This is a genomic window from Pseudomonas capsici, from assembly GCF_017165765.1.
Classification (GTDB): Bacteria; Pseudomonadota; Gammaproteobacteria; order Pseudomonadales; family Pseudomonadaceae; genus Aquipseudomonas; species Aquipseudomonas capsici.
On record NZ_JAFGZD010000009.1, the window covers coordinates 1 to 14,701 of the forward strand.

Genomic DNA, 14,701 nt, shown 5'->3' on the forward strand with positions numbered 1-14,701 from the left:
CGCGTCCGCTTAAAAATACGCGGACACCATCGCCCTTAATGCTGGAGTTCGGAAGGTGAGTTCGCCGTACGCTTACGCCGGTGATTCCGCTGCGTGACATAAAACGCAAACCCAAACCGGGTTTACCACGGCTGTTTGACAGGCCCAAGTATCGACAGCGCAACGCCATTGAGCGGCTATTTGGCTGGCTAAAGGAGCACCGGCGCCTGGGAAAGCTTTGCAGCGATGGTCACACTCGCTTGTTGGCGACGGTGTCTACGACATTACTTTTCGTACACTGCCTAGCACCTTCGGCAGCACCACCCGTTCCTTTTGCACCATGTCTAAACGCATAATTATTATTTAGCCTCTGACAGTAGCTCTAATGACGTGACACCTTATGAGCTCTTTAAATTACGACTGCCAGAATGTCAGACAGACGCCATATTCATCAAGAAGATCGTCAGCAATCTCAAACTGAAATACCTTCTCTGGAAAGGCCTCGGATAACGCGAGTTTCCAATATTTAGTGATCTGCTCAGCAAATAAATGACAAAGACGATAATCTTCTTCCGACAGGCCAACTTTAAATACGGGTCGACCCGGTGCATCCTCCCATTTTGAAAAGAACTGATTTATTGAAAAAATATTTCTGTATCGTTCAACGTCTCTACGCGATGCACTTTTCTCCAACGCATTGGATTCGGTCTCAACCAGCCCGCTCAAATGAAATTTTTGCGGATCGTATTGCTGAGCGTTAGGCAGCCAGAAAATATGACTATTGATCTCAATAAAATCAGGAGAGAGCAAACCCAGAACAGAAATTGCTTGCTCTAATGAAACCCAGTGCCCTACATATGAAAAAAACTCCCCGGAGCCAATATCTGAAACAAACAAACTCAACGACTCTTTAGAAATATTACCCTGATAAACTTTCATCATTTCAATCCCAAGCTTTCAAGAACCGACTGAGGAACATTCCCCTCAAAAACTTTTGTATCACTTCCCTTCTTGGGGAAATATGTTCCATTCGGAGCTTGGTTCCATTCGACCACCTTAATCCGAGAGCTAGACACATCATATAATGCACGCCCCTCAGGACCGTAGACAACAACATGCCCATTTCCAAGATTCGCATAAGAATCGGGAATTTGTCCTTGCAACGGATACTGAACACCACCACGCGTCCCCGTGACCGTCACATTCGTTTCCCTGAGGCCCTTGGTATAATCCAAATCAATAGTGTTACCGGCAGAGTCCGTAATGAACCTGGGTGTATTTGGAGCGCTAGCCCCAAAATACCCCTCCGGCAAGACACAAGGCCCGGTGTTGTGCACCCAGGTCTTAAGCTTACCGACGTAGAACGTATGCCCTACATCGACTGTAAGGTTATACGTTTTGCCCTCAGGCACGTAAAGCTCCAGCGACTCAACCTCAGATGAGGTGTTATCGCTGGCACCATCGTCCAGGGACTGCAGCCTGTCGCCTGGTTTCAGGTCGATGACCGGCACGAAATCACGTTGGGCCGCTACGTAGAACGGGTGCCCCGGTGTGACCAGCAGGGTTTCATTCTCGACCTCACCGTCCTGACGCACGCTTTTAAGTTTGAGGCGGTAGATCGGCTGATCGGTACGAACATGCGTTGCGAGGATGGCAGCTGCAAACGGCTTACCACCTCTCTCGGGTTTACTCCAGACAATGTCTCCGACCTTGAGCGTATCGATTGCTCGATCACCGTCAGGAGTGGAAACCATCGTTCCGGCAGCAAAACAGCAGGGGCCTTCTGAACCGAGCTTACGTCCAAGACTGAGCTCGGCTACTGCCTTGGCACGGTTAGTCGGCAGGAAATTCAGTGCAAACTCTGCCGCACTCTGCGCCCGAATGGCTGCGCTGGCCGCACTATTACCCTGCATATCGTAAAGAGTGGCCATTGCTTCTTGGGTTTGGCTTGCCTCTGCGATACTCACAAAGGAACCCAAAGGGTCTTTGCTTAGCCCCATGAGGCCATTAGCTACTTGTTCACTGACTCCTGCCGGGTTACTCAATAGAGCCCAGACAGAAAGAGCGGCATCAGAGACAGCACCCTTCCCTCCTTGGTACATGCCAACAGCCTGTCCAGAGAACGCATTCGACAAGTCAAAAGGAGATGCAAGATTCTTACGATAAAAATCTGCATATGCGTAAGTAGGGTCTCCTAACAACCCACCCTGCAAATTGATGACATTGATCTCGGGATTGGCATATTCCGCAGCATGCGAATTGCGATAGTTGGTAATCAAACCCACTACTTCAGCAGGGGTGTAGGTTTTATCAGCTCCCGCCGCAGGCACATCCCCTCCGGCCGGCGCATATGTAGAACCCAGTGGTGACAGTGCGATGCCCAAATGCTTGAGTGTCAGTGCATCTGGCTTCACACCCCTATCAGTCAATACACCATTCCATTCAGCATCGGTGTAATACAACAAGGCTTGCCCCAGACGCTTCTCAGCCTCTGCCGGGCTGATATTCGCCTCTTTCGCAAAACTATCAGACTGTTTCACCAGCAACGGAATTTCGGCGGGGTGCAACTGACGGTTGTACTGGTCTGCCATACCTGCAATCCAGGCAGCTTGTTCGACATCGCCTCCGGCCAGACCCGCTGCGGTCAAACCCACAATTTTTGATGCCGCCTCACGAAACTCCGGAATATCCTTGAATGCATTATTCAATACGCCTGCCATGGCCTGGCTGGCACCTGCCGCAACCGCTCCCGTCGCGAAATCACCACCGGTCGCCGAGGAAATTGCGCCCCCCATCATGGCATGCAATGCGGTACGCCCCATTCCGCCTTCTGCCCAGAGCGCCATTCCCTGCGTATCATTTTTCAAGAATGCTTTTGCGTAATTCTCGTTAGCTATGCTTCCTATCTGATAAAAACCAACCGCTGCGGCTACGTTTCCAGCCTGAGAAACAAGCGCCTTGGTCAAGTTATCGCCCAGGCTTCCGCCATTAATGGCTGTATTGATTGCTCCAGAAGCCAGTCCTTGCGCACCAGCATGAATCGCAAAACCTCCAATGTCCTTGAGGCTCGACAGATCGAAACCTTTAGTGAGGTTATTGAAAGGCTTGCTTGTACCACTCAAGTTAGGGTCGATAACACCTGCTGTGAAACCAGCAGTAAGCCCTGAGATTAAAGCCCCTTTCAAACTATCGCTGCTGACTGTGCTCTTGAACGCAGCTCCAAGGTTACCTTTGTTGTTAATCGTGCTAATGGCTGCCTGCGATGTAAGAGAAGTCAAACTTGCCACCGCAGCCGCATGGGCAGCCGTACCGATAGTGAAAGCTGTCGTAGTAGAGAAACCAGCTGCAGTCGCAGCCCCACTTGCAGCAGAACCAGCAGCAGTTCCTGCTGCAGCAAAAGTTCCAGCTCCGGCCGTTACTACCGTGATGATGATCATGATCGCCAACATCGCGCCCTGACCAAGACTGGAGTTGCTGTATTTGAAGGAGTCATGAAGCTCCTTCACCTGACGCCAGTCCACATCCCCACGCTTCTCGGCCTCTTTCAACCAGGCCAGTTGCGGGTCAGCCTGGACCATGGCATCGATGGTCTGGCTGACGGTTTGCTGGTCAACCTGCTTGATGTCGATCTTCAAGCCTTCAACAGCCCGGATCGCAAGTTCACCTTGGGCCACCATTTCTGTCTGGCGCAGGGTTTCGTCGGTGCGGCCTTTCCCTTTCATTGAGGTCCAGGCCAGGCTGCTACTGCTCTTGGTATGGCTCTCCTGATGCAGGTCCTTCACCCCCTCAAAGGTGATGCCACCACCACTTTCAAGGGTCAGGTCATTGCCACTGGTGAGCTTGGCCACCTGGTACAACTGATCGCCGCCGCTCTCCAGCGTCAGGTCGCCGCCGCTGGTGATTTCGCTACCGACATTGCGAATATCGGTCACTTCATCCCGCTTGGTCTTCTTGGCGCCGAAGGAGCCTTTTTTCTTCTTGTCGTAGAGGTAGTAGTCACTGTCCTGTGCGGCCAGGAGGCTGAGGTTTTCGCCTGCCGACAGGTTGGCGTTGTCGCCTGCGGTGATGCGGCTGGAGATGACGGCCAGGTCTTGGCCGGCGTTCAGGGCAATGCTGCCGCCAGCATTCAGGTCGGCGGAGACCTGTTTGACATGGTCGGTCTGGACGGTGAGTTTCTTGCTTCTGGACAGGGAATGGGTTTCGTCTGCCGCCGAGCTGATGGTCATGTTCTCGGTCGCGGCCATGGCGATGTCGCGTTTGGCATCGATATCGCTGGCTACAACATTGATATCACGTCCCGAGATAGCCATCAGGTCACGACCGACGCTGACGCTGGCGCCCAGTTGCGTGATGCTGGACTGGGTATTCGCGCCCTGTACCTTCGATGTTTCGGTTTGTGCCGCGCCGATATTCAGGTCACGACCGGCAATCAGGCTGAGGTCGCGACCGGCCTGCAGGGTGCCGCCGATATTCTGCATATCACGCCCGGCCTTGATGGTCAGGTCGTTGACGGATTCGATACGGGCAGCACTGTCGGCAAAATCCTGATATCCCTCTGCACCGACAGCGCGTGTCACTGTCCGCTCGTTGATAACATCGCCACGGGTAGCGCTCAGCGTTACATCACGGCCATACAGGATGCCGCCAGCCTTGTTGACCAGATCATTCCCAGCCAGCAGGTCAAGACGATTGCCCGCCTCGATCAGGCCGACGTTGACCAGATCGTTGCCCGCCGTTGCCGACAGGTTGTTGGTGGCCCGCAAGGTTCCGACGTTATCGAGGTTTTCGCCCGCCGTCAGTGTGACGTCGTTGCCTGCAATCAGTGCGCCGTTCGGAGCGAGGCGGTTATTGGCCTGGGCCAGGTACAGGACCGGTACCAGGACTTTCTCGCCATTAACCTCATGCTCTTCGAGCCACACGATGTCGTGGGTCAGGGCCGCCACTTGCAGTGAACTCAATTCCACCCCGATCGTCAGGTTCAGTTGCTCCTTACTGGCGATGGCGTTGTTCATCAGGTACTTGAGCTGGGCCTCGTTGGAGGTCTGCCCGGCCAGGAATGCCTGACCGGTACGGGCCACGATGGCTTGCTGGACGAGACGCTGCTCGTACAGGCCATCACCGAGGCGCTTGGCACTGGCCTCCGGGTCGTAGCCCAGGCCGGCCAGCAGGTAGTCCGAACTCATGAACTGGCGCAGGTCGGTCAGGACCGGATTGGTTTCGATCAGGTATTTGTGGGGATTCGGCGGCGCGGTGTTGCCAGGCAAGGCCTGGACACGGGCAACCTGGGTGTTCGGCACAGCCGTCGGCGTGGTTGTGCCGTTCTGAACCGTGGTGTCATTGGAAGCCACAGGGGTGAAGGGAACAGGGCCGTTCTGGCTCTGAACCTGTGTCACGTCGGCAACCTGCGTGAGGCCTGTGTTCCCGGTGCTATGGCCAGTGAGCTGCAGACGGGTTGCTGAATCGACCGGGGTGCTGGAGTCAAAGGCGGAAGCATTGGCGCTCAAGCCGGAGTTCTGACGAACTACATCGGCCAGTTGGCGAGTGGCGGTCGAAACTTGCCCGGTTGTCCCGAACTTAAGGGTTCTGGCCTGGGTATCGGAAACGGTCTGCTCGCGTTGAGCGACTGAGACGCTGGCACTGCCGAGCGTCCAGTTTTGTGGCGCACCAGTGGCTTGAGTGGCAGCGGTGCTATTGCTGGTCTGGGCACTCAGGCGGAATAAACCGTTTTGGCCGGTGGGCAGGCTGAAGCCTGGCAGAGTTAATGGATTAACTTGTTGCTGAGCCAGATCAGGCGACAGTTGAGCGTTGATACTCGCAGTGTTGGGATTGATCTGGCTACCGGTCTGGGTGTTAGCTGCGCTCAAGGCCAGACTGGAGTAACCCGTATTCTGGCGAGTGACGCCATTACCCAGATTTTTGCTGGCAGCGATATTCACAGCACCACCAGCCTGAATGACAGCGTTGGCGGCCACCCCCGTATTAGTCTGGGTCTCCCAGCTATCATACAGCCAATAAGTCAGAACGTGGGCAGGCACCGCATAACCCGAGTTGGATCGATAAAAAGGGTTGGCTATACCTGTGTCCTGCGCACCGCTCCACACGGGTGCCAAATCGACACCACCATCGCCGTTATTCCTCTCCTCTAGATAAACGAACTGGGTCTTGGAGTTATATTTGGCGTATTCGGCAATTACCCCACCCTCTCGAACCATATCGAACCAGATGTCGCTTCCTTCTGCGTCGTCTGGATTACGAAACTGCCGAGTACGCAACACACTCTCGGTCGATGCCCCTTCGTTGTTAAAGTTATCCGTAGCGATATCGATCGAAGATGAAGCACTGACAGTACTGTGTTTGTTCTCGAACAATGACGACTGCACTTTGAGCGCACCGCCAGCATTAATCGAGGAAGAGGCAGAGTCGGCCTGAACTGAACGTGCAATTTCTTCAGTTACGTAATAGAAAAAATCGTAGTGCCTCCCCTTGCAGTTAAGACACTGGTAAGTAATCGTTCCTGAAACCACCTGCTCACTGACCGAAAATGCATCCTTGCGATTGCTGATTGTCGTCCCGTACAACCCCATCGCCCCAGAACTCTGCAAGACGGCAGAAATATTGTCGATTCGATTGGAGCGGTTGAGCGCTGCATCCCCAGCAACCAGAAGGCCACCCAGGCTGTATACGGTAGCAAAGCGATTGGTGAAATCACCGACCAGCAAGCGCATATCGCCGCCGCTTGAAATCAGGCTTTGATCACCGGAAGAAGCGCCTTCATTGCGCAGTACCTGACTGACCAGGTCCAATTTTCCAGCACTGCCAATCGTACCGTTATTAGTCAGACTGGTTGCGTTGAGGGTCAGGTCCCGAGCGGATGTTATGCGCCCTTGGTTGAACAACATACTGCCCGACTTGACTTGTACATCGCTGGCCCCGGCAATCCGGCCAGTACCAAACAATTCCACACTGGCGGCACTCAACCCGAGCCTGCCCAGACTGGTGGTCTGACCATTGCTGGCGTATTTGCCAGTCAAGGTCAATTCCAAGGTCCCGTCACTGGCGATCAACCCCTCATTCGTCCAGCTCCCACCCGTGCCCACCAACGCACTCGACGCCAGCAACTGCCCGCTCGCAGTCTGGTTGAGGGTGCCGACATTGACCGTCAGCCGACCGGCCTGGATCACGCTGCTGTTGGTCCAGTTATCCGCGGTGATGGTCAGGCCGCCGCGGGTCACGAGGTTGCCGCCGGCCTGGGTCAGGTTGGCGGTGGAGATGTCGAAGGTGCCCGCGCCAGCATGCAGCAGTTTGCCGTTGGCGTTGAGGAAGCTGGCGGCGTTGAGGATCAGGTTGCTGTTGGCGACTTCCACGGTGCCGTTGCGGTTGTCGAACAGGGTGCCGATCTGGAAGTCGGCAGCGTCACTGGTGCCGAGCGAGCGGATCTGGCCGGTCCGGTTGTCGAGGCTGGCGGCCTTGATCGCCAGGCGGCTGTCGCTTTCGATGATGCCCAGGCGGTTGTTCAGGGCACCGGTCAGTTGCAGGTCGACCTGGCCCCCGGCGATCTGGCCGTCGTTGTCGCCGCTGTTGTCCAGGTCGTTGCCGATGACCCGCACCCGGCCTTTGGCGTAGATACCGCCGTTGCGGTTGTCGAGGTTGGCGGTGGTAAGCAGGGCTTCGCCGGTGCTGGCCGAGACGCGGCCGCCGTAGTTGTCGAAGCCGCCCAAGGCGGTCAGGCTCAGGCGCTGGGCCTGGATCACGCCGCCTTGAGTGGTAGTGGGGACGTAGCCGTTTCTCAGCACGCCGGTGATCTGCGTGGTCAGCAGGCCCTTGAGGCTGGACAGCAGCCCGCCGCGGCTGTCGAGGCTCGCGCCTTCGACGGACAGGTCGCCGTTCTGGGCGATCAGGCGGCCCCGCTGGTTGTCGACCGCACCGGTCACTTCGACGCTCAGGGCGTTCTGGCCCTGCACGGCACCGGCGGTGTTGTCGAGGCTCGCGGCCTTGAGGGTCACGTCGCCGTTCTGGCTGTAGATCAGGCCGTCGGCGTTATTGAGGACCTGGCCGCTGGCGGTGATCAGCAGCGTGCCGTTGGCCGCCACGGTGCCGCGGTTGCTGGTGTCCAGCAGCCCGGTGTTGAGGGTCATCAGGCGCTGGCTGACCAGTTGCCCGCCCTGGTTATGCACGGCGCTGCTGCGCTTGAGCAGCCAGTCACCGCCGCTGGCGAGCTGGCCGCCGGTGTTGGTCAGGGCACCGAGCAGGTCGAGGGTGATTTTACCCTTGCTGCTCAGCGTGCCGCTGCTGTTGTCCAGCGTGCGGCCTTCAAAGCTGAAATCCTGCTGAGTGCCGAGCGTGCCGGCGCTGTTGTCGAGGGCGTTGGCCGTGACGATCAGGTCGGCCCCGCTGTCGATCAGGCCTTTCTGGCTATTGTCCAGCAGGCCGGTGACGGTCAGGGTCTGCGCGGTGCCGCTGGAGAGGATACCGCCGCGGTTGTCGAGGCGGTCGGCAGTGACGGTCAGGGCGGTCTGGCTGACCAGGGCACCATTGCCGCTGTTGAGCAGCGCGCCGCCGAGGTCCACATCCACCGCGCCGAGGCGACTGGACAGGGTGCCGTTGCTGCGGTTGTCCAGGGACGTGGCGGTCACGTCCAGCCCTTGCCAGCCGGAGATCAGGCCGCTCTGGTTGAGCAGGCTGTCGGCCTGGAGGGTCAGCAGGGCGTTGCTGATCAGTTGGCCGCCGCTGTTGTCCAGGGTCCGGGCGGTCAGGGTGAAGCTCTGGGCGCTGGAGATTTCCCCGCCCTGGTTGTTGACGTCCCGTACCCGGCTGAGGGTCAAGGGACCGGTGGCGCTGATCAGGCCGTCGCGGTTGGTGAGGTCGGCCCCCTTGAGGTCCAGGCTCAGCGCGGCATGGCCGATCAGGCGGCTGGCGTTGAGCGACAGGGCGTCGAGGACCAGGGTAATGCTGCCCAGGGCCGAGACTTCGCCACCGCTGTCGGCGCTCAGGCTGTCGGCGGTGACAGTCAGGGTGCCCTGGCTGTTGATCAGGCCCTGGGCACCGGTGTCGAGGGCCGCACTGGTGAGGGTCAGCGCACTGCCGCCCAGCAGTTGCCCGCCCCGGTTGTTGAGGTCGCCCGAGGTGATCGTGAGGGTTTCGGCGGCGTTGATCAGGCCCTTGTCGCGGTTGGTGAGCCGACCGGTGACGGTCAGGTCCAGGGTGTTGCGGCTGGTCAGGGTGCCACCGGTGTTGTCCAGGCTGGCCGCCGTGGCATCGACGCCCGCCGCAGCGATCAGGCCCTTGACGTTGTTCAGGGCCTGATCGATGCGCAGGGTCAGCAGCTGGTTGCTCAGCAGCGAGCCGCCGCTGTTGTCCAGGCTCTGTGCCGTCAGGGTAAAGGCCTGGGTGCTGGAGATTTCGCCGCCCTGGTTGAGCACGGTCTTGAGGTTTTTCAGCAGCAGCGTGCCGGGCGCAGTGATCAGGCCGCCCTGGTTATCCAGCAGGCCCTGGTTCACGTCCAGGCTCAGGGAGGTGTTGCTGAACAGGCTGCCCTTCTGTTGGTCAAGGCCGCTGACGCTGGCCACCAGCGCCTGCTGGCTGCCGATGCGGCCACCGTCGCGGTTGGTCAGTTGCGCGGCGGTCAGGTCCAGCCGTTCACCACTGCTGATCCGGCCCTTCTGGCTGTTGTCCAGGTCGCCGGTGTCGATCGTCACCCGGCCCTTGGCGCTGACGGTGCCTTGCAGGTTGTCCAGGCCACTGCTGGTCAGGGTGAGGACGTCATCGGTGACCAGCTCGCCGCCCTGATTGCCGAGGGCACCGGCGATGTCGAGGGTCAGCTGACCGGCACTGGAGACGCTGCCCGCCATGTTGGTCAGGCTGCCCGCCTCGATACTCAGGAGACCTTCGCTGCCAATCGCACCGCTGCTGTTGTTTAGTGCGCCGGACAGGTCGATGACCAGCCCCGACAGGCCACTGACCACCCCGCCGCTGTTGTCCAGCGAAGCACCGGTCAGGGTCAGGCCGGTCTTGCCGGACAGCACGCCCTGGGCGTGGTTGGTGGTGGTCGCGACGTTGAGGGTCAGCGCCTGCTGGGCAAGGATCTGGCCGCCGCTGTTGGTCAGCGTGTCGCCGCTCAGGGTGATGCCGTGTTGCGTGGAGATCTCGCCGCCCTGGTTGTCGACCTCATCGACGGTCAGGGTCAGGGCCTCGCCGGCACCGACCCAGCCCTGGGCGCTGTTGTTCAGGGTGGTGCCGGTCAGGCTCAGCGTGCCCAGTGCCGACAGTTGCCCGCCCTGCTGTTGCAGGTTGCCGATCACCGCGGTCAGGGCTTTCTGGCTGGTGATCTGGCCCAGGGTGTTGTCGCCGGTCGCGGCGCTGACGTCCAGATCGCCATCGGCGATCACCGTGCCCTTGACGTTGCTCAGGGCTTGGCCGACGGTGAGGGTCATCCCCGCCCGGCTGCTGATCAGGCCTTCGTCGTTGCTCAGGCTGTCGCTGTCGATCGTCAGCCCGGTGGCCGACACGCTGCCCTTGAGGTTCTTGAAGAACGCGACCAGGTCCAGGGTCAGCGCCTGGCTGCCGAGCAGCTTGCCGCCGCTGTTGTCCAGGCTCTGGGCCGTGAGGGTAAAGGCCTGGCCGCTGGAGATTTCCCCGCCCCGGTTGTCCACGGCCTTGAGGTTTTTCAGCAGCAGCGCGCCGGGGCTGTTGATCAGCCCGCCCTGGTTGTTCAGTTGGCCTTTATTGAGGTCCAGGCTCAGGGTGGTCTGGCTGAACAGTTCGCCGCCCTGCTGGTCGAGGCTGGTGACGCTGGCGGTCAGGGCCAGGGCACTGGCGATGCGCCCCGCGCTCTGGTTGATGACGTCGCCGGCGATCAGCTCCAGGGTGTCGCCGCCGGTCAGTTGCCCGCCCTGGCTGTTGTCGAAGGCTCCGGTGGTGACGCGGGTCGCGCCCTGCCCGGACAGCAGGCCTTTCTGGCGGTTGTCCAGGCTGTCGCTGACCAGGGTCAGGGTCGTGTCGGTGGTGATCGAGCCGTTCTGGTTGATCAGCGCACCGTCGGTGGTGACCTTGAGCGCTTCGGCGCTGGACAGCGTGCCGCCGGTGTTGTCCAGCGAGGCGGCCTTGACCGTCAGCGCCGCTTCGCTGTTGAGCAGACCGCCGCGGTTGTCCAGAGCAGCGCTCAAGGTCAGCGTCTGGGCCTGCTGGCTGCCCAGGGTGCCACCGGCGTTGTCCAGGCGCTGGCCGGTCAGGCTCAGGGTCTGGCCGAACAGCAGGCCCTTGTTCTCGTTGATCACCCGCTCGACAAGCAGTTGCAGCGCGGTGCCGGCCAGCACCTTGCCGCCGTCGCGGTTGTCGAGTGCATCACCGATCAGTTCCACACCCACCTGGCTGGACACTTCGCCGGCCCGGTTGTCGAGGTCGTCGACTTCGAGTTTCAGCGCTTTTGTGGCGCCCACCAGGCCACCGGCCCGGTTATCCAGGCGCTGGCCGGTCAGGGTCAGGGTGCCCTGGGCCACCAGCTCGCCGCCCTGCTGGGTCACGGTGTCGACGGTGGCCGTCAGGTCGCTCTGGCTGGCGATGCGGCCCGCGCCGTTGAGGACCGTGTCGGCCTGCAGCGTCATTCCGCCCACGGCCGTGAGCAGGCCGTTCTGGTTATTCAGTCGGGTGCCGATAAAGCTCAGCCCGGCCTGGCCGGTGATCACGCCCTTCTGCGCGGCGCTCAGGCCAATCTGGTTGTTATCGAGGTCACCGATCAACAGCGTCATCAGCTTGTCGGCGCGGATCACCCCGCCGCGGTTGAGCGCGCTGTCGCTGTTCACGGTCAGCAGGTCCTGCCCCACCACCCGGCCGCCCTGGTTGTTCAGGGCCTGGCTGGTCAGGGTCAGCATGCCCTTGGCCTGCACCTGGCCACCGCTGCGGTTGTCCAGGGTGCCGGTCAGGGTGACGTCCAGTTGGCCATCGGTGAGTACGGCCCCGGCCAGGCGGTTGTCCAGGCTCGCGGCCCGCAGGTCCAGGCCCAGCCCCGCGCCCAGGGTCCCGGCCTGGTTGTTCAGGGCCTGGGCCAGACGGACGGTCAGCACCTCGTCGGCCTGGACCTGGCCTTCGGCGTTGTCCAGGCTCCGGGCCTCGAGGCTGGTGGCCCCCGCGCTGCTCAGCAGGCCCTGGCGGTTGCCGAGGTCGCCGGTCACGTCCAGCTTCAGGGCCGCCTCGCTGCTCACCTCGCCAAGGGTGTTGTTCAGGGTGTCGGCCGTGAGGTCAACGCCTTTGCCGGACACCAGGCCGCGCAGGTTGGTCAGCAGTTGGTCGATGCGCACGATCAAGGCCTGATCGCTCAATACCGTGCCGTCGGTGTTGTCCAGCGACGTCGCCGCCAGGGTAAAGGCGTGGGCGCTGGAGATCTCGCCGCGCTGGTTGTCGACCGTGCCGAAGTTCTTGAGCAGCAACTGGCCCGGGGCGGTGATCAGGCCGTCCTGGTTGTTGAGGTGGCCACGGCTCAGGTCCAGGCTGACGTCGCCGTTGCCGTACAGGCGACCATCGGCATGTTGGTCCAGCCCCGTGACCACGGCGGTCAACGCCATGGCACTGGCGATGCGCCCCGTTTCGCTGTTATTGACCTGCGCCGCCGTCAGGCGCAAGGCCTCGGTGCTGGTCAGGCGGCCATCGAGGTGGTTGTCGAAGGCGCCAGTGGTGACGGTGACGCCCTTGCCAGCGATGCGTCCGCTGCGGCTGTTGTCCAAGCTGCCGCTGTTGAGGGTCAACCCCGCATCGCTGAGCACTTCGCCGCCCTGGTTGACCAGCGCGTCGGTGACGGTCAGGGTCGCGGCACCTTTGCTGGTCAGACTGCCTGCCGTGTTGGTCAGCGTACCCGCATTCAGCGTCAGGCTACCCTCGCTGCGCACCACACCTTGAGCGTTATTGAGGATTGCGGTCGAGAGGTCCAGGTCCGTGACCACCATGGTCAGGGCCATGGCACTGGCGATGCGCCCGGCTTCGCTGTTATTGACCTGCGCCGCCGTCAGGCGCAAGGCCTCGGTGCTGGTCAGGCGGCCGTCCAGATGGTTGTCGAAGGCACCGGTGGTGACCGTCACGCCTTTGCCAGCAATCCGTCCGCTGCCGCTGTTGTCCAGGCTGCCGCTGTTGAGGGTCAGCGCAGCATCGCTCAGCACTTCACCGCCCTGGTTGACCACTGCGTCGGTGACGGTAAGTGTTGCAACGCCTTTACTGGTGAGGCTGCCGCCCGTGTTGGTCAGGGCGTCGGCGGTCAGGGTCAGCGTGCCTTCGCTGCGCACGACGCCCCCATTGTTGGTCACGGTGTCGGCGGTCATCGTCAGGTCAGTGGCGCTGGCGATCCGTCCGCCCTGGTTCGCGACCTGGCTGCTGGTGATGTCCACGCTGCCGCCCTGGCTCAGGATGCGCCCGGACTGACGGTTATCGAGGGTCGCGGCCGTGACCCGGGTACTGGCCTGCCCGCTCAGGGTCCCGCCCTGGTTGGTCAGGGACCGGGTGGCGGTCGCCTGCAGGGCGCGGCTGGCCACCACGCTGCCGGTGTTGGTCAGGTTGTCCGCCGAGAGCACCACATCGCCCGTGGCATTGCGACTGGTGTCGGCATTGACGCCCGCTTCGATGATCGCGGTGTTGGTCAGTTGCCCGCCGCTGGACAAGGTGACGACATCGCGCGCCGCGACATTCTGCTGAATGGCCAGATCGCCCGGCGTGGTCACCGTCAGCGAAGACCCCGCATACAGCGGCCCGTTGGCCTCGACGCTGGCGGCCTTGACCGTGACCGCGCCGCTGGCAGCCGCCTGGGTCAGGCTCAGGTGGCCATTGGCATCGATCTGGATATCGCCGGCGCTGGCCGCCACATTACTGGCCAGCCGCACCCCGACACCCGCCTCGGTGCCGACCAGTTTCACGGCCCCGACGTACATGCCGCCCAGCGCCGAGCTGTCGATGGCCAGTTCAGGTTTGGCGCTGCCGTCGTCTGCCAGCGCCGTGGCGCTCAGGGTCCGGGCATCGACGTCGTTACGCCCGGCGATGACGTTGAGCCTTTTCGCATGCAACTCGGCGTTAAGCTTCGCGCTGCGGGTGATGATGTCGAACTGATCGACGTTATCGGCGTTCAGCCCCAGCCCTTCGATGGCCACGCTGCCGTTCTGGACATTGAAGTGCGTCAGGTTGCCGTTGCCGTCCAGCACCGGCTTGCCGGTGGTCAGGGTCACCTGCGGGGTGTTGAGAAAACCGCAGCCGTTGCAGGTGATGCCATAGGGGTTGGCCACGATCACCCGCGCCGCCTGCCCGGCCACTTCGGTGTAGCCCTTGAGCTGGCTGGCGTTGGCGCCCACCACTTCGTTGAGGATGACCTGCGCCGCCACCCCGTTGTTCAGGTTCGGGTTGCCGACGATGATCCCGCCCAACTGGGTCGCGCCGGTCTGCTGGGCAATGTTGTTGAGGATCAGGCCCTGAGCGTCGACGTTGTACTGCTGGAACTGGTTGTGCGACAGCCCGCCGGCATTGGGGGTGGCAATGTTGACGATCGGCACGCCATTGCCCGCCTGCCCCAGGCCGGTGCCCGTCCCGCTGACCACTACGCCATCGGCCTGCGCCCACATCGGCTGCCAGAACATCGCATGGGCCAGGATCAGCGCAATGCCGCGTTTGGGCAGGCCGCAGAAGCGCTCACGCTCTTTCAGGGCAGCAGAAGGCTGACGGGCAAGAAAAGCCAGTTGGCGGACGTCCATGTGGG

Annotated in this window: 2 protein-coding genes and 1 pseudogene; 1 reads left to right on the forward strand and 2 read right to left on the reverse strand. The window is 61.0% G+C overall.

Annotated features, from left to right (window positions below; translation table 11 throughout):
* Positions 1–62: 62 nt before the first annotated feature.
* Positions 63–285, forward strand: a pseudogene (locus JSY17_RS14070) (IS5/IS1182 family transposase); the annotation flags it as partial.
* A gap of 108 nt (positions 286–393) precedes the next feature.
* Here JSY17_RS14070 and JSY17_RS14075 read toward each other — a convergent pair.
* Positions 394–918: a hypothetical protein gene (locus tag JSY17_RS14075; protein ID WP_206402143.1), complete on the reverse strand. Its 525-nt coding sequence runs from the start codon at positions 916–918 to the stop codon at positions 394–396.
* Positions 918–14,696 (reverse strand): two-partner secretion domain-containing protein, encoded by a 13,779-nt coding sequence (locus JSY17_RS14080; RefSeq protein WP_206402144.1) that lies wholly within the window; start codon positions 14,694–14,696, stop codon positions 918–920. Before JSY17_RS14080 ends, JSY17_RS14075 begins: the two co-directional genes overlap by 1 nt.
* Between the last annotated feature and the right edge of the window lie 5 nt (positions 14,697–14,701).

Coding starts and splice junctions, on each gene's coding strand:
- JSY17_RS14080 (WP_206402144.1), bottom strand. CDS start 14,696: ATGGACGTCCGCCAACTGGCTTTTCTTGCCCGTCAGCCTTCTGCTGCC.
- JSY17_RS14075 (WP_206402143.1), bottom strand. CDS start 918: ATGAAAGTTTATCAGGGTAATATTTCTAAAGAGTCGTTGAGTTTGTTT.